General features: G+C 60.2%; 19 protein-coding genes. 9 read left to right on the top strand and 10 right to left on the bottom strand.

The features are described from left to right. Window positions 1–10 precede the first annotated feature (10 nt). Window positions 11–973: a sugar-binding transcriptional regulator gene (locus EX00_RS16345; RefSeq protein WP_047459729.1), complete on the top strand. Its 963-nt coding sequence runs from the start codon at window positions 11–13 to the stop codon at window positions 971–973. 49 nt (window positions 974–1,022) lie between these two features. Here the strand turns inward: EX00_RS16345 and EX00_RS16340 are convergent, their stop codons facing one another. From EX00_RS16340 to EX00_RS16295, 10 genes are all read right to left on the bottom strand, one after another. Further along, complete coding sequence (locus tag EX00_RS16340) at window positions 1,023–2,033, bottom strand: GlxA family transcriptional regulator (RefSeq protein WP_047459728.1); 1,011 nt, start codon at window positions 2,031–2,033, stop codon at window positions 1,023–1,025. A 100-nt stretch (window positions 2,034–2,133) separates the two neighbouring features. Next, window positions 2,134–3,132 (bottom strand): 4-hydroxyproline epimerase, encoded by a 999-nt coding sequence (locus EX00_RS16335; protein WP_047459726.1) that lies wholly within the window; start codon window positions 3,130–3,132, stop codon window positions 2,134–2,136. Window positions 3,133–3,150: 18 nt separating this feature from the next. Next, complete coding sequence (locus EX00_RS16330; RefSeq protein ID WP_047459723.1) at window positions 3,151–4,002, bottom strand: ABC transporter permease; 852 nt, start codon at window positions 4,000–4,002, stop codon at window positions 3,151–3,153. Then, window positions 3,999–4,847 (bottom strand): ABC transporter permease, encoded by an 849-nt coding sequence (locus EX00_RS16325; RefSeq protein WP_047459718.1) that lies wholly within the window; start codon window positions 4,845–4,847, stop codon window positions 3,999–4,001. Before EX00_RS16325 ends, EX00_RS16330 begins: the two co-directional genes overlap by 4 nt. Window positions 4,848–4,875: 28 nt before the next feature. Continuing rightward, complete coding sequence (locus tag EX00_RS16320; RefSeq protein ID WP_047460445.1) at window positions 4,876–5,967, bottom strand: quaternary amine ABC transporter ATP-binding protein; 1,092 nt, start codon at window positions 5,965–5,967, stop codon at window positions 4,876–4,878. A gap of 94 nt (window positions 5,968–6,061) precedes the next feature. Next, entirely contained in the window at window positions 6,062–6,913 is an 852-nt protein-coding gene (locus EX00_RS16315; RefSeq protein WP_047459714.1) for a glycine betaine ABC transporter substrate-binding protein, read from the bottom strand. An 81-nt stretch (window positions 6,914–6,994) separates the two neighbouring features. Continuing rightward, window positions 6,995–8,341: an NAD(P)/FAD-dependent oxidoreductase gene (locus EX00_RS16310; RefSeq protein ID WP_047459713.1), complete on the bottom strand. Its 1,347-nt coding sequence runs from the start codon at window positions 8,339–8,341 to the stop codon at window positions 6,995–6,997. Then, window positions 8,338–9,855 carry an aldehyde dehydrogenase gene (locus tag EX00_RS16305; RefSeq protein WP_047459711.1) on the bottom strand — a complete coding sequence of 506 codons (1,518 nt, stop codon included), beginning with the start codon at window positions 9,853–9,855 and terminating at the stop codon, window positions 8,338–8,340. Before EX00_RS16305 ends, EX00_RS16310 begins: the two co-directional genes overlap by 4 nt. Further along, window positions 9,848–10,759: a dihydrodipicolinate synthase family protein gene (locus EX00_RS16300; RefSeq protein ID WP_047459708.1), complete on the bottom strand. Its 912-nt coding sequence runs from the start codon at window positions 10,757–10,759 to the stop codon at window positions 9,848–9,850. Before EX00_RS16300 ends, EX00_RS16305 begins: the two co-directional genes overlap by 8 nt. Beyond that, on the bottom strand, window positions 10,756–11,466 hold the full coding sequence (locus tag EX00_RS16295; RefSeq protein ID WP_047459705.1) for a GntR family transcriptional regulator: 711 nt from the start codon (window positions 11,464–11,466) through the stop codon (window positions 10,756–10,758). Before EX00_RS16295 ends, EX00_RS16300 begins: the two co-directional genes overlap by 4 nt. A 506-nt stretch (window positions 11,467–11,972) precedes the next feature. Between EX00_RS16295 and eutB the strand changes: the two genes are divergently transcribed. The 8 genes from eutB (at window position 11,973) to ehuA (ending at window position 19,337) form a co-directional block, all read left to right on the top strand. After that, entirely contained in the window at window positions 11,973–12,947 is a 975-nt protein-coding gene (eutB, locus tag EX00_RS16290; RefSeq protein WP_047460443.1) for a hydroxyectoine utilization dehydratase EutB, read from the top strand. Next, on the top strand, window positions 12,947–13,963 hold the full coding sequence (eutC, locus tag EX00_RS16285; RefSeq protein ID WP_047459703.1) for an ectoine utilization protein EutC: 1,017 nt from the start codon (window positions 12,947–12,949) through the stop codon (window positions 13,961–13,963). Before eutB ends, eutC begins: the two co-directional genes overlap by 1 nt. Continuing rightward, the gene (gene doeA, locus EX00_RS16280) at window positions 13,960–15,138 is read left to right on the top strand and encodes an ectoine hydrolase DoeA (protein WP_047459701.1); all 1,179 of its coding nucleotides are present in this window, start codon (window positions 13,960–13,962) and stop codon (window positions 15,136–15,138) included. The genes eutC and doeA overlap by 4 nt, the downstream gene beginning before the upstream one ends. A 9-nt stretch (window positions 15,139–15,147) precedes the next feature. Then, a complete protein-coding gene (gene doeB, locus EX00_RS16275; RefSeq protein WP_052210754.1) occupies window positions 15,148–16,167 on the top strand; it encodes a N(2)-acetyl-L-2,4-diaminobutanoate deacetylase DoeB in 1,020 nt (339 codons plus the stop codon). Window positions 16,168–16,270: 103 nt separating this feature from the next. Then, window positions 16,271–17,128 carry an ectoine/hydroxyectoine ABC transporter substrate-binding protein EhuB gene (gene ehuB, locus EX00_RS16270; protein ID WP_047459699.1) on the top strand — a complete coding sequence of 286 codons (858 nt, stop codon included), beginning with the start codon at window positions 16,271–16,273 and terminating at the stop codon, window positions 17,126–17,128. 93 nt (window positions 17,129–17,221) lie between these two features. Further along, complete coding sequence (gene ehuC / locus EX00_RS16265) at window positions 17,222–17,887, top strand: ectoine/hydroxyectoine ABC transporter permease subunit EhuC (RefSeq protein WP_047459693.1); 666 nt, start codon at window positions 17,222–17,224, stop codon at window positions 17,885–17,887. Further along, window positions 17,884–18,576, top strand: coding sequence for an ectoine/hydroxyectoine ABC transporter permease subunit EhuD (gene ehuD, locus EX00_RS16260; protein WP_047459690.1), 693 nt, complete (start codon window positions 17,884–17,886; stop codon window positions 18,574–18,576). Before ehuC ends, ehuD begins: the two co-directional genes overlap by 4 nt. After that, on the top strand, window positions 18,573–19,337 hold the full coding sequence (ehuA, locus tag EX00_RS16255; protein WP_047459687.1) for an ectoine/hydroxyectoine ABC transporter ATP-binding protein EhuA: 765 nt from the start codon (window positions 18,573–18,575) through the stop codon (window positions 19,335–19,337). The genes ehuD and ehuA overlap by 4 nt, the downstream gene beginning before the upstream one ends. Window positions 19,338–19,382: the final 45 nt, after the last annotated feature.

Here is a 19,382-nt window from a genome sequence, read left to right as displayed (position 1 = left end):
TGGGGAAAGTATGGGACGTATCAACGAACTTCGCCTGATTTCCCGCGTAGCGCAGATGTACCATATCGAGCATAAGCGTCAGGCGGACATTGCTCAGCATCTGCGACTGTCGCAGGCAACCGTTTCGCGCATGCTCAAGCGCGCGGAAGCCGAAGACATCGTTCGAACCACAGTCATCCCGCCTGCCGGCACATATGCCGACATGGAAGGCGCCCTTCGCGAACGCTTCAATCTTCCCGAAGCTATCGTCGTGGAATGTTCAGAGGATCGCGACGGCGCGATCATGGAGCGGATCGGTGAAGCTGCGGCGCACCTGCTGGAGGTGACGCTGGCGCAGGGCGAAATCATCGGCGTCTCGAGCTGGAGCCAGACCATCTTCAAGATGGTGGAAAACATTCATCCCCAGAAGAGCGCGCAGGCAAAATACATCGTGCAAACACTTGGCGGGATGGGCGATCCGTCGGTACAAACCCATGCGACGCAGCTGACAACAAGATTGGCCCGGCTGACGGGTGGAGAGCCGAAGCTGCTGACCGTACAGGGCGTCACAAGCTCACGGGAGGCAAAGCTTCTGATGATGGCCGATCCGTTTGTTCGCGAGACCATCGATCTTTTCGGCTCGATCAGTCTCGCCATCGTCGGGATCGGCGCCGTCGAGCCATCCGAGCTGCTGGCGCGCTCCGGTAACATCTTTTCGTCGCGCGAGCTGGCTGATTTGGCGGAGGCCGGTGCGGTCGGCGATATCTCGCTCCGGTTCTTCGACCTGAAGGGCAATGCGGTCAGGACGCCGCTTGACGAACGCGTCATTGGAATTTCGCTGGAAGAGCTTACAAAGGTCGAGCGTGTCGTCGCGCTCGCCGGCGGGGAAAAGAAGACTGCCGCAATCGCGGGCGCGCTGCGCGTCGGTGTCATCGATACGCTGGTGACAGACAAGTTTACGGCCCAGCGTCTCATCGATCTGGAGGCGCTTTAGGGCCTGTTGAGATTCATCGGCAAGATCGGCGCCTTGTTGCCGATCGACATCAAGACCGTCCTGCTGCTGCTCGGATCTGCGTCGGTGTCCGTCCATACATTCGCTTGCAGCATCGCGAAAAATGCGAAGCACTTTCGAAGCCGACGTCCAGCGCGACCTCGATCACCGAGCTTTTGGTTTGTGTCAAAAGGGTCTTGGCACGCTCGAGCCGGACGAGATTATAAGCTTTGGCGGGGGATATGCCCGCCTTCTCCAGGAAAATCCGTTCAAGCTGACGACGGGACAGCCCAACCAATGCAGCGAGCTTCTCGATCGAGAGTTCCCCATCGAGATGTTGCTCCATGGTGATCAGCGCCGCCTTCACGCGGGTGTCCTCGAAATTCTCATAGAGGGGACGTCGGGGCTGGATATCCGTCGGAGATCGCGCTTTCTCGATCTGTAGTACTTCCAGGGCATTTCGCTCCGCATCCCTACTGATGTAGCGCCGGACGAGTGATGCGGCCATGTCGGCGGCGCTGCTGCCGCCAGCGCATGAGCCGCGCGTCCTGTCCAGATTGAAGATTCGATCCGAGCGGACATCGTGATCGGGAAAACGCTCGCGAAAAGCCTGATAATGCAGCCAGCTCACACATGTCTGGTGCCGTTTCATCAATCCGGCTTCCGCAAGGATGAAGGAACCCGTGCAGAGCCCGATGAGCGGCACGCCCTTGGCGTCGGCCAATCGCAGGAATTCGATTGTCTCACGGTCAACCGGGTTCTCCAGGTTCAGCAATCCTCCGACAACGACGATATAGTGAAACTGACTGGGATCGATGAAGTCGGAGGTCGGCGCGACCTGAACACCGCAGCTTGAGGTGATGAGATGCCGGGTACTGCCGAGGACATGCCAGTCGGCGAGGACTCGACCGGAACGATCCAGCTCATCGCTTGCCAGCCTCAGGGTATCGACGAACAGCGCAAAGGCGGAAAGGGTGAAGGACCTCGCGAGCACGAAACCGATCCTCAGCCGCTTCTTTTGCCCGGCAATGCTGGAAGACTGCGCGTGATCTCTCGTCTTCATTTCAGAACCTCGTATTTCATACTTTCGAAAGCACCATTGCTTTCAGGCATGCAGCCTTAACCATCCCGGCGGGACATGCTCCGTCCGTCTCCCCTGTCATTTACCGAATTTGGAAGCCGTGGGCGAGTGGGTCGCGTTCGTCGACGAATATCGTATTGTGACCGATGACCCTGGCCCAGCCGCCTATGCTTGGCAAAATGCCGGGCATATCGCCCACAAAGGCTGCACTTTCGATGCGCCCTTCGAACACCGTTCCGATCAGGCTTTCATTGCGAAATGAATCGCCAATTCCAAGACGGCCACGACCGTAAAGCTGCGCCATGCGCGCGGAGGTTCCTGTCCCTCCCGGAGATCGGTCAATCGCCTTGTCTCCGTAGAAGACGGCACCGCGGCCATCTGAGTTTTTGCTGCCTCCAGCGTCACACCAGATCGCGTGGTGCACGCCTCGGATCCGCTCATCATCCGGATGAACCGGATCGCAGACCAGGGAGAGCGCGTCACGAAGTCTCTGGCTGAGCAAGACGATATCGCTGGCACTCATACCATCCAGCCCGCGCCAGTTTTCCTGGGGCTCAACGACCGCGTAAAAGTTCCCGCCATAGGCAATATCGACCGCCAGCGAACCCAGGCCGGGGACATCAACAACGACGTCCTTGCTATGGAGATAGCTCGCGACATTGAAGAGCCGGACTGCCTCCACGAAACCGTCTTTCATTTGATAGTCGACGTCGACCTTCCCGGCCGGCGTCTCTATCGACAATCTGCCCGGAATTTTTGGAGTGATCAGACCTTCCTCTATCGCCACGGTCGCAAGGCCTATCGTGCCCGCACCGCACATAGGAAGGCAGCCGCTGACCTCAATGAACAAGGCGGCAAAGTCGCAGTCTTCCCGAACGGAAGGGTAGATGATCGCGCCCGACATGATGTCATGCCCTCGCGGCTCGAACATCAGCGCCTTGCGGATCCAATCATGGTCCCGGACGAAGATCTCACGGCGCTCCGCCATGGAGACGTGAGGCAGCAACGGTCCGCCACCGGCGACAACGCGAACCGGATTCCCGCAGGTGTGTGAATCGATGCAAAAGAAACTGCGGCGCATGTGTAAACTCCGGAAATGCTAGAATGTGGGTGCCGTGCGCTTTCGCTGAAGCGCACCACGCGAAAGCCGATCGAGCAGAAGAGCGACCGCGACGATGCAGAGCCCGGCACGAAGCCCGAGGCCCATTTCCATGCGGGTCAGACCTCTCGTCACTTCCGCGCCAAGGCCGCCCGCTCCAACGAGCCCTGCCAGGACCACCATGGCCAGGGAAAGCAGGATGCATTGGTTGAGACCAACCACTAGCGTCGGCTTGGCGGCAGGGATTTCGATCTTGAGAAGGATCGAGGTTGGCGACGCGCCGATTGCCTGGCCGAGCTCCTTCAGATCGTTCGGTACCTGACGGAAGGCGAGCGTCGTCAGCCGCAGCATCGGTGGGACACCGTAGACGATCGTTGCGATGATCGCGGGTACCCGTCCGAGGCTGAAGATCATGACGGCCGGTATCAGATAGACCCAAGGCGGCACGGTCTGCATGATGTCGAGAACGGGTCGGATGATCGCCTCGATGCTCCTGCTTCTTGATGCAAGGATCCCGAGCGGGAACGCGATCACAACGGAGATGAAGACGGCAACGGTAACGAGCGAAATCGTCTGCATCGACGGCACCCAAAGTCCCGCAATCAAACAGAAACCAAGTCCGAATAAAGCCAGAAGGGCAACCCGCCATCCCACGATCGTAAAGGCGAATACGACGACCAGCACGATCAAGGCATAAGGCGGTAGAGTGAGAAGTGCGGTCTCAATTGCGTTGAGAACGACTTCAATCACGGTGCTGATCGTCGCGAACAGCGGGTGGAAGTTGGTGTTGAGCCAATCAACCGCTGGCGCAAGCAATACCCCCGGCGAATAGTCCAGAATTGAAGGATTCATGTCCGTCCTCCATAGCTGATGCGCGCAGCGCCCTGTGCCAGTCGATCGAGAACCATCGTCAGGACAACGATCGCAACCGCGGCATTGATGGATTTGGCAATATCGAGGGTTCGTATTGCGCCGTAAATTGTTTCACCAAGCCCGCCAGAGCCAACGATCCCGGCTATCACCACCATCCCAAACGCCATCATCAGGCTCTGGTTGACCCCCGCCATGATGCTCGGCATCGCAAATGGAAGCCTGATCTTGAAAAACATCTGTGGGCCGGTCATGCCGCTGGCGTGACCGAGCTCCACGAACTCCAGCGGTGTCATCCGAATACCGAGAGAGGTCAGCCGAAATGCCGGCGGCATGGCGACAATGACGGTGGCGACCAACGCGGTTGCAGGCCCGTATCCGAGAAGAGCAATTGCCGGCAGGAGATAGATGTAGGGAGGCATGGTCTGGATAAGATCGAGCACCGGCTCGAGTATCCGGTCAAGCACCGGTACGAACCCCGCGATAACACCGGCCGGAACAGCAACAAGCAGGGCCAGGAATGTGGCGGTAATGACGAGGGCGAGCGTACTCATGGTCTCGGGCCACAGGCCGATCGCCGCGCAGAACACCAAGGCCAGGGTGGCGAATATGCCGAACCATACGTTGACCAACCGCCAACCCAAGGCGGCAATGACGATTGCAACGACGTAGAAAGGCGCAAAGCCCAGTACCCAGAGAACGCCGTCATATAATCCTTCAAGGGCAGTTCGAAAGAAGTCGAAAACAAACCCGCCATTGTCACTGACCCATTCGAGTGCAGCGTCTGTCGTGGTGTCGAAAGCATCTACAAAACTTGAACTGTCCATCCCGGAATGCTCCAACTAGAGATAGGAATTATGCCGCGGCAAGTTCGTCGGGTTGCGTACCTTTGACGCCGCGCAGGAGACTTCTGGTGGTGACGACACCGATTACGGCACCGCTATCGACCACAGCGATGCCATCGCGATCGGATTGCATGGTGAGGCCAATCAGCTCGTCGATGTCTGCTTCCGGCGTGGTGGTCGTCAGTGTATGGATATCGGAATTCGGATACGCCCGCTGATACTCGGCAACGGAACTCATGACCGAGTGGGCCTTTACAAGGTGGAGACGAGATATGCCGGCGACGAATTCCGCCACGTAATCATCCGCAGGGTTGAGAACGATCTCCTCGGCCGTACCGACCTGGATGATGATGCCATCCTTCATGATGGCGATCCGGTCCCCGATTCGGATCGCTTCGTCCAGATCGTGGGTGATGAAGACGGCCGACTTTCCCAACTCCTTGGTAAGCTGTCGAAACTCATCCTGAAGCTGGCGTCGGATCAACGGATCTAGCGCGCTGAAGGGTTCATCCATCAGGATGATTTCCGGATTTGCGGCAATTGCACGAGCCAGGCCCACGCGTTGCTGCATGCCGCCCGACAGCTCTGCCGGGTAACGAGACAGCCAGTCGGCAAGCCCCACTTTCTCAAGTGCCTCGGTCGCAATCTTGTTTCGCTCCGATTTTCCGATCCCCTGAACCTCCAGCCCAAAGGCGGCGTTCTCGAGAACCGTCCGGTGCGGCAAGAGTGCTACGCTTTGAAACACCATTCCGATGTGACGAGCTCTCGTCTGGCGGAGGTCTGCGGCACTCAATGTTGCAAGGTCATGTCCCTTGACGATCACCTTGCCAAGGCTCGGCACGATCAACCTGTTGAGGAGCCGGATGAGCGTGGATTTTCCGCTGCCGGACAATCCCATGATGCAGAAGATCTCGCCGCGCCGGACCTGAATGCTCGCGTTGGAGACGCCCACCACGCAGTTGTAGTCCTGAAGGATCTGCTTCTTGGTCAGCCCTTTTTCCACCACGGCTTTTACGGCGGCGCCGGCCTTGTCGCCGAAGATCTTCCAGATCGACTGGCAGTCGATCAAAACTTCGCTGTCGCCAATATCCGATTTTTTCATCTCGATCCCCTGGAACCAGTTCAAAGCTGGCTTCTCTTGTCGACTGATGTTGGGATTGACCGTCCGGAGACAGGCCGAACGGTCAATCCGTCGGTTAGTTCTTCTTGATATTTTCCCAACGCTTCAGGAGATCGGCGTGGCTGTCCGTCCAATCCTTGACGGCCTGGTCCATGGTCTTGCCGTCCTTGACTTCACCGTTGATCGCGGTGATGTCGGCGAGCGGGACGTAGACACTGGCCATCACTTCGCGCGCATGCGAGTTCTCTGAAGAGAAACCCTTGTGACCTATCCAGTAGTAGCTCTGCGGCGGCGGGAAGACGCCCTTCGGGTCCTTGAGGTACTTAACCTCGTACTTCTGAACCATCCATGACGGCTCCCAGATCGTGACAGCGATCCATTCCTTACGGTCATAGGCCGACTTCAGCGCCGCCGACATGGCGGCTGTGCTACCCTCGACAAGCTGGAGCTTGATATTGTAGTCCTTGACTGCGTTCGAGGCGTCGCGCATCAGCCCGGAGCCCGGCTCGATGCCGATGATCTTGCCGCCGAACTTGTCGGCGTTTTCATTAAGCTGTTCGAGCGAGTCGATGGGCACGTATTTTGGAACGGCGATGCCCTGATAGAGACCGTGCGAGACCGGCGAAATCTTCTCGAGGCGGTTCTTGTTCTTGTCCCAATAGTCCTGGGCCACATAATCGGTCTGCGAGGCCAGAACCTGAATATCGCCCTTGCCGAGCGCAGCATAGGCAATGCCCCATTCGGAGAATTCCGTCACCTTGACGGTGTAACCGGCGTCCTCGAGAACCTTCTTGGTAATCCCGGTGATGGGCGTCAGGTCTTCCCACGACAGCGTCCCCATCGTGATCGTCTTCTCTTCAGCGTGAGCCGGCAGCATGGTCATTCCGACCATCGCAGCGGCGCATAATGCTTTCCACAATGTCTTCACAGTTTTTTCTCCTAGTTTTTGTTCCCATTTTTATCGAAGACCCGCGGCGGGCCCGGTCTTCGCCATTGCGCGGCGAAAGGGTCATCCTTCGCGGCCAGCACGCAATTCCTGCAATCGGATCACCGAGTTGATACCGAGCCATGCGAACGGCTCCGGTGGGAGCCTCGCAGGCTGCGGGTGATCCATGTATTGTTCGAGATGCCGGGACGTGGTCCCGGTCGCCAGTTCGGCCGCCATCATGCCAGCCAGGGTGCTCTTCACCGTTCCGAGCCCGTTTTCACAGCAGGCGGAGTAAAGCCCTTCCTCGATTTCGCCGAAGGCGGGTACGTGGTTCCGGCTAAGGCAGAGCCGTCCGGCCCAGCTGTGTGTGAACGGTATGCCCTTCAGACCCGGAAACCGCGCATCCAGCGAGCTTCTGTGTTCTTCGGCCATCCTGGCCACGCGCCGGTCCGTCACGCTGACCGTGGTCTCGTAGGTGTATTTGGTCCGGATCGCGATGCGTGACTGTCCATCGGAGGTAATCTTGCGAACCGTCGCGCCCATCGCGTCAGCGGGAAGCAGCGCCCATCTGTCATGCCCCGAGACCCCGCGGCCGAACTCCTCCGCCGGGAACGGCGCGGTCATCGAGGCGTAGGCGAAGATGTGCATCAGGCGACCGCGGAAATGGCCAAAATCCTCTACATGGCTGTTAACACCCAATATCACCTTGGGCGCGGTGACCGTTCCGCGCGAAGACGCGGCCGTCCAGGTCCCGTTCTCGCGCCTCAACGAGGTGACAGGCGAACGCTCGAAGATCTCCACCTTGCTCAAAAGCCCGGCGGCAAACTGGCGGATATAGTCCGCTGGCTGGATCAGGACCGCGCCCGGCGTATAAAGCCCACCGAGATAGTAATCCGATCCGGTGATCTCGCGCATCTCAGTCGCGTCGAGGAAGGCGTGCTTCTCACTTGCGCCCTTCAGGGACTGGCCGAAGCTCAGGTTCAGCTTCATGCCCCGCGCTGTCGCCGCGGCGTTGATCTTGCCCGAGGGATCGAAAGTCTCGCACGACATTCCGTATTCATCCGCCGCCTGCGTGGCGAAGGCGATCGCAGCGCGGTTCTGGGCCATCTCCAGTCGGGTGGCATCCACGCCGCCGCTCGAATATTCGCTGGAGGAGAGATTGTGCGGAACATCAATCATGAAGCCGGAATTTCGGCCGGCAGTGCCCTTGCCCGCTTCGCTGGCCTCCAGAATGACGATCCTGTCGTCCGGGCGAAGTTCGAGCAGGCGACGCGCCGCGGAAAGGCCCGCGAAACCCGCGCCGATGATCAGCCAGTCCGCTGTCACGTTGCCTTCCAGGCTCCGGACGGGAAACGAACGCTGACTGATCGCCTCCCAGCCCGAGATGCCGTTTTCCACCGGCAGACGTTTGACAGACGTGGTGGTCATCTGACCGTCTCGTCCACTGACCGATCCGAGACGTCGATCCAGATTGTCTTCAATTCGCAATAGTTATCGTGCGCGAAGATCGACTTGTCGCGCCCGCCGAAGCCGGATTCCTTGTAGCCGCCAAATGGCGTCGTGGCATCGCCTTCGCCGAAGCAGTTGACGGTCACGACGCCAGCGCGAATTTCGCGCGACAGCTTGATCGCTTTACGCAGGCTTCCGGTGTAGACGGATGCCGTGAGGCCGTAATTCGTGTCATTGGCAAGAGTCACTGCTTCGGTAAGGTTTTCGAAGGTCGTCACCGACAAGATCGGTCCAAAAATCTCCTCCTTGAAGAGACGGCTCGCAGGCGTGACACCATCGATGACTGTCGGCTCGATGTAGATGCCTTTTTGTGTCTTTCCACCGTGTACCACCGAGAGCTTCTCGCTTTTTGCCTCGTCGAGGAAGGACTTCACCTTCTCGAAATGGTTCTTGCTGACGAGAGCGCCGATGCGGTTTTCCGGGTCGAGCGGGTCGCCCGTCTTCCATTCGCGCATGTAGGCGCCGATGCGTTGGAGAAGCTCGTCCTTGATCTTGGAATGCACGATCAGCCGCGACGTAGCCGAACAATTCTCGCCCATGTTCCAGAACGCGCCGTTGACGACTTGTTCAGCCACGAGGTCCAGGTCCTCGGCGTCGTCGAGCACTACGGCAGGATTCTTGCCGCCGCACTCCAAGACGACCTGCTTGAGATTGGAGTCGGCGGCGTAACGCAGGAAACGACGGCCAGTCGGCGTCGATCCAGTGAACGCCACCATGTCGATATCCATGTGCATGCCGATCGGTTCGCCCACTTCCTTGCCACCGCCGGTGACGACGTTAAAGACGCCTGCCGGGATGCCTGCCTCATGGGCGAGTTCGGCGACGCGCAGCGCGGTGAGCGTCGTTTCCTGGGCCGGCTTCACGATCACGGAGCACCCCGCGGCAAGAGCAGGTCCGATCTTCCAGGCCAGCATCAGCAGTGGGAAGTTCCAGGGCAGGACGCAGCCGACGACGCCCACGGGTTCGCGAACGACCATGGTCAGCGCGTTCGAGCCGACTGGTGCTGTATTGTCATAGAGCTTGTCGATCAGCTCGGCGTGCCAACGGATGGTGTGGATCGTGTCCGGAACGTCGACCGTCTGGCATTCGCGGATCGGCTTGCCGCTGTCGAGGCTCTCCATCACGGCGAGTTCGTGGCGGTTTTCTTCGAGAAGCTTGGCGAACTTGAGGAGCGTGGCTTTTCTGTCGCCAGGCGATTGAAGACGCCAGCGGCCATCGTCGAAGGCCTGCCTTGCTTTCTCGGCTGCGTAATCCACGTCGCTGGCGTCGCAAGCCGCGATTTCAGCCAGGGTTTCGTCCGTAGCGGGGTTGGTCGTCTTGAACGTCTTGCCCGAGTTGGCCGGGCGGAAGGACCCGTCGATGAAGGCATTGGTGGGAAGCTGAAGGTTCGCGGCGATCGCCTTGTATTCGGCAGCGGTCAGAGGTTCATGCATGGTTGGCTCCCGACGTAATCTGGGCGACCGTGCGCTTTAAGGTGGCGACGACAGTCTGAAGGGTTCTTTTCTCTTCGGAATTCAAAGGGCGGAGTGGCGCGCGGACGGAACCCGTCTTCAGGCCGATGATCTCGCAGCCGTGTTTGATCGATTGGACGAACTTGCCGCATTCGAGGAAATCCATCAGGGGCAGCATGGCAGTCATGATCGCGCGACCCTTGTCGAAATTCTTTTCGAGCACGCAGGCTTCGTAGAGAGCGACATGTTCGCGCGGAAGGAAATTCGAACCGGCGCAGACCCAGCTTTTCGCACCCCATGCGAAGAATTCGAGGGCCTGGTCGTCCCAGCCGCATGAAAGCGAAATATGGGGGAATTTCCGGGCCAGCAGGTGGAGGTTGGCCATGTCGCCGGAGCTCTCCTTGATGGCCACGACGTTCTTGGACTTGCCTACGCGGGAGAAATACTCCTCTCCCATCACCACACCCATGCGTGCCGGGTAGTTGTAAAGCATGATCGGCAGGTTGGCCGCGCGGTCGATGGTGAGCGCATGGACTGCGTTCTCGCGCTCTGTCGGCAAGGCGTAGGGCGGCGACGAAACGAGGATCGCATCAGCACCGATTTCCTTCGCGGCGACCGCGTAGGCCACCGAGTCCTCGGTCCTGGTCGCGCCTGTCCCGACAATCAGCGGTATCCGCGTGCCCATCACATCCTTGGCGTAGGCGGCAAGATCGAAGCGTTCCTGGGCGGTCTGGGCGTAGTATTCGCCCGTCGATCCACCCACGATGATGCCGTGAACCTTGGCTTCCATGAGCGATTCAAGAACGGCCGCGAAAGCTTCGCGATCGATCTGCCCATCCTGCCCGAGCGGGGTGATCGCCGGGGTGTAGATACCTTCGAACTTCAAGACGATTTCTCCATCGATGCGGCGGGCACTTCGACGAGCGCGTCCGCCTTCATTCCCTGCGGAGCGATGAACATCTCCATGTTCTCGCGCGACAATTCCCAATGCTCGAAGACGAGATCGACGACGGTGTCCTCGTCGTGCGCGCCAATGGCAGCGATGAAGCCGTCATGGTGCTCCACGGCCAGATGCAGGCGCTGACGCATGTCGTCATTCCTCGGCCGGAAGAACGTCTGGCCGATCCGCGCATGGTCGATCAGCAGACGGCCGAGGCTCGGCTGCAGATACGCGTTGCCGGACATCTCACCGATGATCTCGTGGAAGCGGTTGTTTTCAAGGACCATTGAAAGCGCGTCGCCCGTGACACTCGCCGAGCGAAACCGCTCCTGCGTCTCCTTGAGGTCGCCGAGCTGCTTCGGCTTGAAATTCTGGACGGCGAGGCGGCCGATCGCGGCATAGATCATCGGGGCGACCAGGAAGAATTGCCGGAGTGTCTGATGATTCATTGGGATGACGCGTGCGCCACGGTTCGCCCGGATGTCGATGTAACCTTCGCCCTCGAGCCGCCGGAAGATTTCCCGGACGGGCGTGCGCGAGAGACCGTAGCGCTCGCTCAGGCTCACCTCGTCCAAGTCTTGGTCGGGGTCGAGTTCCATCGTCAGGATCTGACGCTTGAGATCATCGTACAGACCGTTCTTTCCGCTCTTCATCGAAACCTCCGCCTGATTTTTGCGACTGCGGATCGATCCGCGTCGACGGCAAGAAATTTGCACGGCGCTCCCATCGAGTCAATGAAATTGTATAATCTATGTATACATTAATTATTAGGTAGAAATACAATTCATGCGACCAGCCCACTATTGAGACCGGGCTGGCCGTTGCTGTAAATTTCAACCCTCGCAATCCATATCCAATTGCCTCAAGGCCATGCCTGAGATGCGGGACGGGAAGAGCGTCGATTGGATGAGGCAGGTCCTCGATACGCAGTCTCTCGACTGAAATTCCGATTCAGTTCTCGGTGAGATCAACACCTATCCGGCAGAGATCCTGCAGTAGCAGCAGGCGTCCGAAAATTGTAATGAAACAATATTAAGATTGACATGATCTATTGTCTCTCTCACGCTGCCATCATGAGCACTCAGCGTGAGAGACATATGGAAATCGGGCTGACATCGGTCCCTGTAACTTCCGAGCGAGGGACCGCGCGATGACGGCGATGGTGACGTTGCCCGATATCGAAGAGGCGCGGCGGCGCATTGCCGGACATGTGGTCCACACGCCATTGCAGTCCTCGCGGTCGCTCTCCGGGCAGTGTGGTGCGCCCATATTCCTCAAGCTGGAAAATCACCAGACGACCGGCAGCTTCAAGCTGCGGGGTGCCACCAACGCTATCCTGTGCCTGAACGAGGCGGCGCGCTCGCGCGGGCTAATAACGGCGTCGACGGGCAACCACGGCAGATCGCTCGCGCATGCGGCCAAGGCACTGGGTGCGCGAGCGACCATCTGCCTGTCGGCTCTGGTTCCCGCCAACAAGGTCGAGGCGGTCCGCGCTCTTGGGGCAGACGTCCGTATTGTCGGTCGCTCGCAGGATGACGCCATGCGCGAGGTCGAGCGTCTGGTGCGCGAGGAAGGGATGCGCTTCGTGCCGCCCTTCGACGATGCCGCCGTGATCGCCGGCCAGGGAAGCATCGGTTTGGAAATCGCTGATGATCTGCCGGATGTGGCGCTAGTTCTGGTGCCCTTGTCCGGTGGTGGGTTGGCGTCGGGCGTTGCCGCCGCGATCAAGGGTAAGCGGCCGCAGGCGCGGGTGATCGGCGTGTCGATGGAACGGGGAGCAGCCATGGCGGTGAGCCTTGCCGCCGGTGCACCGACCGATGTGGAAGAGGTCGAAACCCTCGCGGATTCGCTCGGCGGCGGCATCGGGCTCGACAATCGCCTGACCTTTGCAATGTGCCGCAACCTTCTCGACGATGTGGTCCTGCTCAGCGAGGACGAGATTGCCGAGGGCATTCGCCATGCGGCAAGGGTCGAAGGCGAGATTGTCGAAGGCGCGGCTGCGGTCGGCATCGCGGCCCTCCTTGCCGGCAAGGTCAGAGCCCATGGCCCGATTGCGATCGTCGTTTCCGGCGGCAATATCGACCCGGCAGTTCATCGCGCGATTGTCGACGACATCAAGACGGGAGTGGTGTGATGGCGCGGGTACTGATCCTGACGGAAACCGATTTGCGCGGGATCGTGCCGCTTGATGTGGACGCTGTCGATTGTGTTGAACAAGCCTTCGTGGCTCTGGCGACAAAGGCGGTGGGAATGCCGCCGATCATGCGGCTCGATATCCCCGCCCATCGCGGCGAGGTTGATGTCAAGGCGGCCTATGTGCCCGGTCTCGACAGCTTCGCGATCAAGGTGAGCCCCGGTTTTTTCGACAATCCATCGCTCGGCCTGCCGAGCACCAACGGATTGATGATGCTGTTGTCGGCGCATACCGGATTGGTCGAAGCGCTGCTGCTCGACAACGGCTATCTGACGGATGTGCGCACGGCTGCCGCAGGAGCCGTAGCCGCAAGACATCTGGCCCGTCCGGATGCCCGGATCGCCGCAATCCTCGGCGCCGGTATGCAGGCACGTTTGCAGCTGCGGGCCTTGACGCTGGTACGGCCGATCCAGGTGGCCCGCATCTGGGCGCGCGATGTGGAAAAGGCGGAAAAGATCGCAAGGGAGCTGACGGCAGAACTCGGTTTTCCCGTGTCGGCGCAGGCGGATGCCCAACAGGCCTGCCGTGGCTCCGACATTATCGTGACTACCACACCCTCGGACAGGCCGATCCTCGACGCTTCCTGGCTGGAACCGGGCCAGCATGTCACCGCCATGGGCTCGGATGCCGAACATAAGAACGAGATCGATCCGGCGGCGATCCCGTGCGCCGAACCCTATGTCGCCGACAGCCTGAGACAGACCCGCCGGCTCGGCGAGCTGCATCACGCCATCGCCGCGGGGATTGTAACCGAAGGTACGGCCTTTCCCGAACTCGGGGCCATCATCAGCGGCCAGGCGGTCGGCCGCCGCTCGGATGCGGCGATCACCCTTTGCGACCTGACCGGCACCGGCGTGCAGGACACGGCCATCGCCACGCTTGCCTATCGTCGCGCGGTTTCAGCTGGCGCCGGGCAGGCGATTGAAACGACAAAAGCATCAGGAGACCCGTCGTGAGCGAACCAACCCTCAATTTCACCCGCTCCGAATATGCCGAGCGGCTCGCCAAGACGCGGCGCGCCATGGAAAAGGCCGGCGTCGATCTCGTCATCGTCACCGATCCGTCCAACATGCATTGGCTGACCGGCTATGATGGCTGGTCCTTCTATGTGCATCAATGCGTGCTGGTGCCGGGCACCGGGGAGCCGATCTGGTATGGGCGTGGCCAGGATGCCAATGGCGCCAAACGCACCGCCTATCTCGCCCATGACAACATCATCGGTTATCCCGATCACTACGTGCAGTCGAACGAGCGCCATCCGATGGATCTGCTGTCGCAGATCATCGCGGAACGCGGTTGGGCCAACGCCTCGATCGCCGTTGAAATGGACAATTACTGGTTTACCGCCGCAGCCTATGCCTCGCTCGTCAAGCATCTGCCGAACGCCCGCTTCAAGGATGCCCAGGGGCTGGTGAACTGGCAGCGCGCCGTCAAGAGCCCGACGGAGCTCGACTACATGCGCAAGGCTGGCCGTATCGTCGGGGCCATGCACCAGCGCATTGTCGAAAAGATCGAGCCGGGCATGCGAAAATCCGACCTCGTCGCCGAGATCTATGATGCCGGCATTCGTGGTGTCGACGGCTTCGGCGGCGATTACGCGGCGATCGTGCCGCTGCTGCCGTCGGGCGCCGATGCCTCCGCGCCGCATCTGACCTGGGACGACAAGCCGATGAAGAGCGGTGAGGGCACCTTCTTCGAGATCGCCGGCTGCTATCGCCGCTATCATTGCCCGCTGTCGCGCACCGTCTTTCTCGGCAAGCCCACCCAGGCTTTTCTGGACGCGGAGAAAGCAACGCTCGAAGGCATGGAGGCCGGGCTTGCCGCTGCGAGGCCGGGCAATGCCTGCGAGGATATCGCCAATGCCTTCTTCGCGGTCCTGAAGACATACGGGATCGTCAAGGACAACCGCACCGGCTATCCGATCGGCCTGTCCTATCCGCCGGATTGGGGCGAGCGGACCATGAGCCTGCGTCCGGGCGACCGCACTGAGCTTAAGCCCGGCATGACCTTCCATTTCATGACTGGCCTCTGGCTGGAGGACATGGGCATCGAGATCACGGAAAGCATCGTGATCACCGAGGCCGGCGTCGAATGCCTGTCCAATGTGCCGCGCAAACTCGTGGTGAAGTGATCGGATGCCATGAACAAGATGACGATCCGCACACGCCCATCGCCGATAACGCCGACTGTCGATTTCGATCGCGACGGCGTCCAGCACGGTCATCTGCGCCTGCCCTGGTCGCGCGACGATTCCGCCTGGGGTTCGATCATGATCCCGATCTGCGTCATCAGGAACGGCGAGGGGCCGACGGCACTTCTGACCGGTGCCAATCACGGCGACGAATATGAGGGGCCGGTCGCGCTTTTCGATCTTGCCCGGACGCTGAAGGTTGAAGAGATCAGGGGAAGGATTATTATCGTCCCGGCGATGAATTACCCAGCCTTTCAGGCGGGCACCCGCACCTCTCCGATCGACAAGGGCAACCTCAATCGCAGCTTTCCCGGCCGGCCTGATGGCGGCGTGACCGAGAAGATCGCCGATTATTTTACTCGTTACCTGCTGCCCCTGGCAGGCATTGTGCTGGATTTCCATTCGGGCGGCCGGACGCTCGATTTCCTGCCCTATGCGGCAGCCCATGCGCTGCCAGACAAAAGGCAGGAGAAGGCTTGCTTCGACGCGGTCGCCGCGTTTTCCGCGCCCTATTCCATGCGGATGATCGAGATCGATGCCGTCGGCATGTACGACACGACCGCCGAGGAGATGGGCAAGCTTTTCGTGACCACCGAGCTTTCGGGCGGTGGAACCATATCGGCGCGCACGGCTTCCATAGCCAAGCGCGGCGTCCTGAATGTCCTGAAACAGGCCGGTATCGTTGCCGGCGCGCCGGAGACGGAAGCGACGCAATGGCTCGACATGCCGTCGTCGGATTGCTTCGTCTTCGCCGAAACGGATGGGCTTTTCGAGCCGACAAAGGATCTCGGTGAAGAGGTGGCGGCGGGAGAGACCATCGCCCGTATCCATCCGATCGGCCGCACCGGATCTGTGCCTTTGGACTATCGCGCGGCACTGGATGGCATCCTTGCCGCGCGTCATTTTCCGGGTCTCATCAAGACCGGAGATTGCCTGGCCGTCATCGCAACGTTGACGGATGGCCCTTGAATTGCCGCGCCGCGACAGCGCGGCGCGGATTGCAACCCCGTTACGGCAGGGATCCGGAATACCGGACAGCCGATGACGGTATTCAACCACAGAGGAGTGAACCATGAGACAGAATTTTTACCGCAGCCTTGCCGCCATGGGCCTGACGCTCGGCCTTGCCGCCTCCGCCCACGCCGCCAGCCTCGAACAGATCAAGAAGGACGGCTATATCCGCGGCGCCAATGCCAACGAGGTTCCCTACAGCTACATGGATGAGAGTGGCGCTGCCAAGGGCATCGGCCCGGATGTCGCGGCAGCCGTCTTGACGTCGATGGGTGTGAAGGAGATCGACTGGACGGTCACGCCGTTCGGATCGCTGATCCCGGGCTTGAAGGCCAGGCGCTTCGATTTCGTCGCCGCCGAGCAGAACATCTTGCCGGAGCGCTGCAAGCAGGTCCAGTTCACCACGCCTAATTCAAGCTACGGCGAGGGTCTTCTGGTGCCGAAGGGCAATCCGAAGAAGCTGCATTCCTATGAGGACATCAAGAAGGACCCGTCCTTGAAGGTGGCGATCGTATCGGGCGCCGATCAGCTCGACTTCTTCCACGGCCTCGGCATTCCGGAATCGCAGATCGTCATGATCCAGGCGAATGCCGACGCGCTTTCGACCATCCAGACCGGCCGTGCCGACGCCTATGCGGCAACGGAGCTGACGGTCGCCAAGTTGGTCCAGGGCGGCACCGGTGTCGAACACGCGGAACCCTTCACCGACCCGGTCATCGAAGGCAAGTCGGTCAGAAGCTATGGCGGCTTCGATTTCCGGCCGGAGGACAAGGAGCTCTACAAGGCCTTCAATACCGCGCTCACCGCCTTCAAGAAGACCGACGACTACAAGAAGATCCTGATGTCCTATGGGCTGAGCGCCGAGAGCGTCGAGGCCGCGCGGACCAAGAACACGGAAGACCTGTGCGCGGGCAAGTGAAGCTGATGATCATCTGGATGGGCTCGGCCCTTGCCTGCGGGCGATGGCCGGGCCGATCGGCCCTTGCATCTTGCGGACGGAGGTGACCCGGACATGAGCTGGACGCATTATCTTCCGGCATTGCTGAAGGGCGCCGAGGTGACGGCGATGATCGCCGTCACCTCGATGCTGCTCGGCGCGATCTTTGCCTTCGCGGCCGGCCTTGCCCGGTTCGCCGGTGGGCGACTGCTATCCTGGATCGCCTTGATCTACATCGAAATATTCCGGGGCACATCGCTCCTGGTGCAGCTCTTCTGGCTTTATTATGCGCTGCCACTGATCGGGATCTCCTTCGATCCCGTCACGACCGGCATCGTCGGCCTGGCGCTGAACATTGGAGCCTATGGCGCCGAGGTGGTACGTGGTGCTTTGCAATCGGTTCCCGATACGCAGCACGAGGCGGCGCGGGCTCTGAATTTCGGGCATGGGCAGACGCTCTTCCGCATTGTCCTGCCGCAGGCCGTGGTGGAGATGATGCCGCCTTTCGGCAATCTCGCCGTCCAGAACCTGAAGGACACGGCGCTGGTCTCATTGATCTCGATCAGCGACCTGACCTTCCAGGCGCAGCAGTTGCGCAACATCACCCTGGACAGCGTGACGATCTATTCGCTGACGCTGATCGGATATTTCATCATGGCGCTTATTCTGGTTGTCTTCATGCGCTGGCTTGAGACGCTCCTGCGTCGAGGCGCCGCTTTCCCGGGGAGGGCGCCGGCATGATGTATGGCTTTTCCTGGGATACGTCCTCGACGCTTTCTTTCGCGCTGTCGATCCTGCCGATCCTCGGCATCGGCCTGATCGTGACGCTGAAGGCCGCCGCAGCCGGATTTGCGATCGCCTTGGTTCTCGGTCTGGTATTCGCATTGTTGCGGCGTAGCCGCTTCGTGGCGATCTCCTGGCCGACGGCCTTCGTCATCGAGTTCCTGCGCGATACGCCGCTCATCGTCCAGCTCTTCTTCCTCTATTACGTGCTGCCGATCTACGGCATCGTCCTGCCGGCCTTTTTGACCGGCGCGCTGGCGCTCGGGCTGCAATATTCGGCCTATACGTCGGAGGTCTATCGCGGTGGCCTGGACGCCGTACCGCGCGGGCAATGGGAAGCAGCGACAGCGCTCAATCTTGGCCGTGGCCGCACCTATTGGGACATCATCATCCCGCAGGCGATCCCGCGCATCATCCCGGCCATGGGCAACTACCTTGTCTCGATGCTCAAGGAGACGCCGGTTCTGTCTGTCGTCACCGTGGTCGACATGCTCAATCTCGCCAATCTCATCGGCGACCGGACCTTCGAATATCTGGTGCCGTTGTCCCTCGTCGGCCTGATCTTTCTCATCCTCACGCTCGTCTGCTCGGCGGCCATCCATTGGCTCGAAAAGGCGTTGCCGAAAAACGGAATTGCTCTGCGATGACAGACCCCCTGATCAACTTTCAAGATGTCACCAAGCGCTACGGCGATTTCACCGTGCTGGACAATTTCTGTTTCGATGTCGCGCCCGGCGAGAAGGTGACATTGATCGGGCCTTCGGGCTCGGGCAAATCGACGGTCCTGCGCATCTTGATGACGCTCGAACCCTTTCAGGAAGGGACCTTGCATCTGGCTGGCATGTCCTACCATCAGGAAAAAGGTGGTGGGCGTTTCCGCGCCAGCGAGGCGCATCTGCGCCAGATCCGCACCCATGTCGGCATGGTGTTCCAGAGCTTCAATCTGTTTCCGCACATGACGGTGCTGCGCAACATCGTCGAGGCGCCGACGCGGGTGCTTGGGCTGGGCCGGGCGGAGGCCGAATGCCGGGCGATCGATCTGCTGCGCATGGTCGGTCTTTCGGAGAAAAAGGATCAGTATCCCAGCCAGCTTTCCGGCGGTCAGCAGCAGCGCGTCGCCATCGCCCGCGCCCTTGCCATGCGCCCGCGCGTACTGCTCTTCGACGAGCCGACCTCCGCGCTCGATCCGCAGCTCGTCGGCGAAGTGCTTGGCGTCATCCGCGATCTCGCCCACGAGCACGATCTGACCATGCTGCTGGTGACGCACGAAATGCGGTTCGCGCGCGAGGTCTCCGACCGCGTCTGCTTCTTCGACAAGGGTCGCATTTGCGAGCAAGGCAAGCCGGAAGAGATTTTCAGTGCGCCTAAGGAAGATCGCACCAAGGAATTCCTGCACTCTATCCTTTGACCGGGATACTTTGACTGGGCGGCGAGCGACGATGCCGGGCAATTC

Source organism: Martinezella rhizogenes (assembly GCF_000799715.1).
Lineage (GTDB): Bacteria > Pseudomonadota > Alphaproteobacteria > Rhizobiales > Rhizobiaceae > Rhizobium > Rhizobium rhizogenes_C.
The sequence above is the reverse complement of the archived record's forward strand: the minus strand, read 5'-3'. Positions and strand labels throughout refer to the sequence as shown.

What these genes read in the sequence shown, in the direction of transcription:
- EX00_RS16345 (WP_047459729.1), top strand. Translation starts at nt 11, where the DNA reads ATGGGACGTATCAACGAACTTCGCCTGATTTCCCGCGTAGCGCAGATG.
- EX00_RS16340 (WP_047459728.1), bottom strand. Translation starts at nt 2,033, where the DNA reads ATGAAGACGAGAGATCACGCGCAGTCTTCCAGCATTGCCGGGCAAAAG.
- EX00_RS16335 (WP_047459726.1), bottom strand. Translation starts at nt 3,132, where the DNA reads ATGCGCCGCAGTTTCTTTTGCATCGATTCACACACCTGCGGGAATCCG.
- EX00_RS16330 (WP_047459723.1), bottom strand. Translation starts at nt 4,002, where the DNA reads ATGAATCCTTCAATTCTGGACTATTCGCCGGGGGTATTGCTTGCGCCA.
- EX00_RS16325 (WP_047459718.1), bottom strand. Translation starts at nt 4,847, where the DNA reads ATGGACAGTTCAAGTTTTGTAGATGCTTTCGACACCACGACAGACGCT.
- EX00_RS16320 (WP_047460445.1), bottom strand. Translation starts at nt 5,967, where the DNA reads ATGAAAAAATCGGATATTGGCGACAGCGAAGTTTTGATCGACTGCCAG.
- EX00_RS16310 (WP_047459713.1), bottom strand. Translation starts at nt 8,341, where the DNA reads ATGACCACCACGTCTGTCAAACGTCTGCCGGTGGAAAACGGCATCTCG.
- EX00_RS16305 (WP_047459711.1), bottom strand. Translation starts at nt 9,855, where the DNA reads ATGCATGAACCTCTGACCGCTGCCGAATACAAGGCGATCGCCGCGAAC.
- EX00_RS16295 (WP_047459705.1), bottom strand. Translation starts at nt 11,466, where the DNA reads ATGAAGAGCGGAAAGAACGGTCTGTACGATGATCTCAAGCGTCAGATC.
- eutB (WP_047460443.1), top strand. Translation starts at nt 11,973, where the DNA reads ATGGTGACGTTGCCCGATATCGAAGAGGCGCGGCGGCGCATTGCCGGA.
- eutC (WP_047459703.1), top strand. Translation starts at nt 12,947, where the DNA reads ATGGCGCGGGTACTGATCCTGACGGAAACCGATTTGCGCGGGATCGTG.
- doeB (WP_052210754.1), top strand. Translation starts at nt 15,148, where the DNA reads ATGAACAAGATGACGATCCGCACACGCCCATCGCCGATAACGCCGACT.
- ehuB (WP_047459699.1), top strand. Translation starts at nt 16,271, where the DNA reads ATGAGACAGAATTTTTACCGCAGCCTTGCCGCCATGGGCCTGACGCTC.
- ehuC (WP_047459693.1), top strand. Translation starts at nt 17,222, where the DNA reads ATGAGCTGGACGCATTATCTTCCGGCATTGCTGAAGGGCGCCGAGGTG.
- ehuD (WP_047459690.1), top strand. Translation starts at nt 17,884, where the DNA reads ATGATGTATGGCTTTTCCTGGGATACGTCCTCGACGCTTTCTTTCGCG.
- ehuA (WP_047459687.1), top strand. Translation starts at nt 18,573, where the DNA reads ATGACAGACCCCCTGATCAACTTTCAAGATGTCACCAAGCGCTACGGC.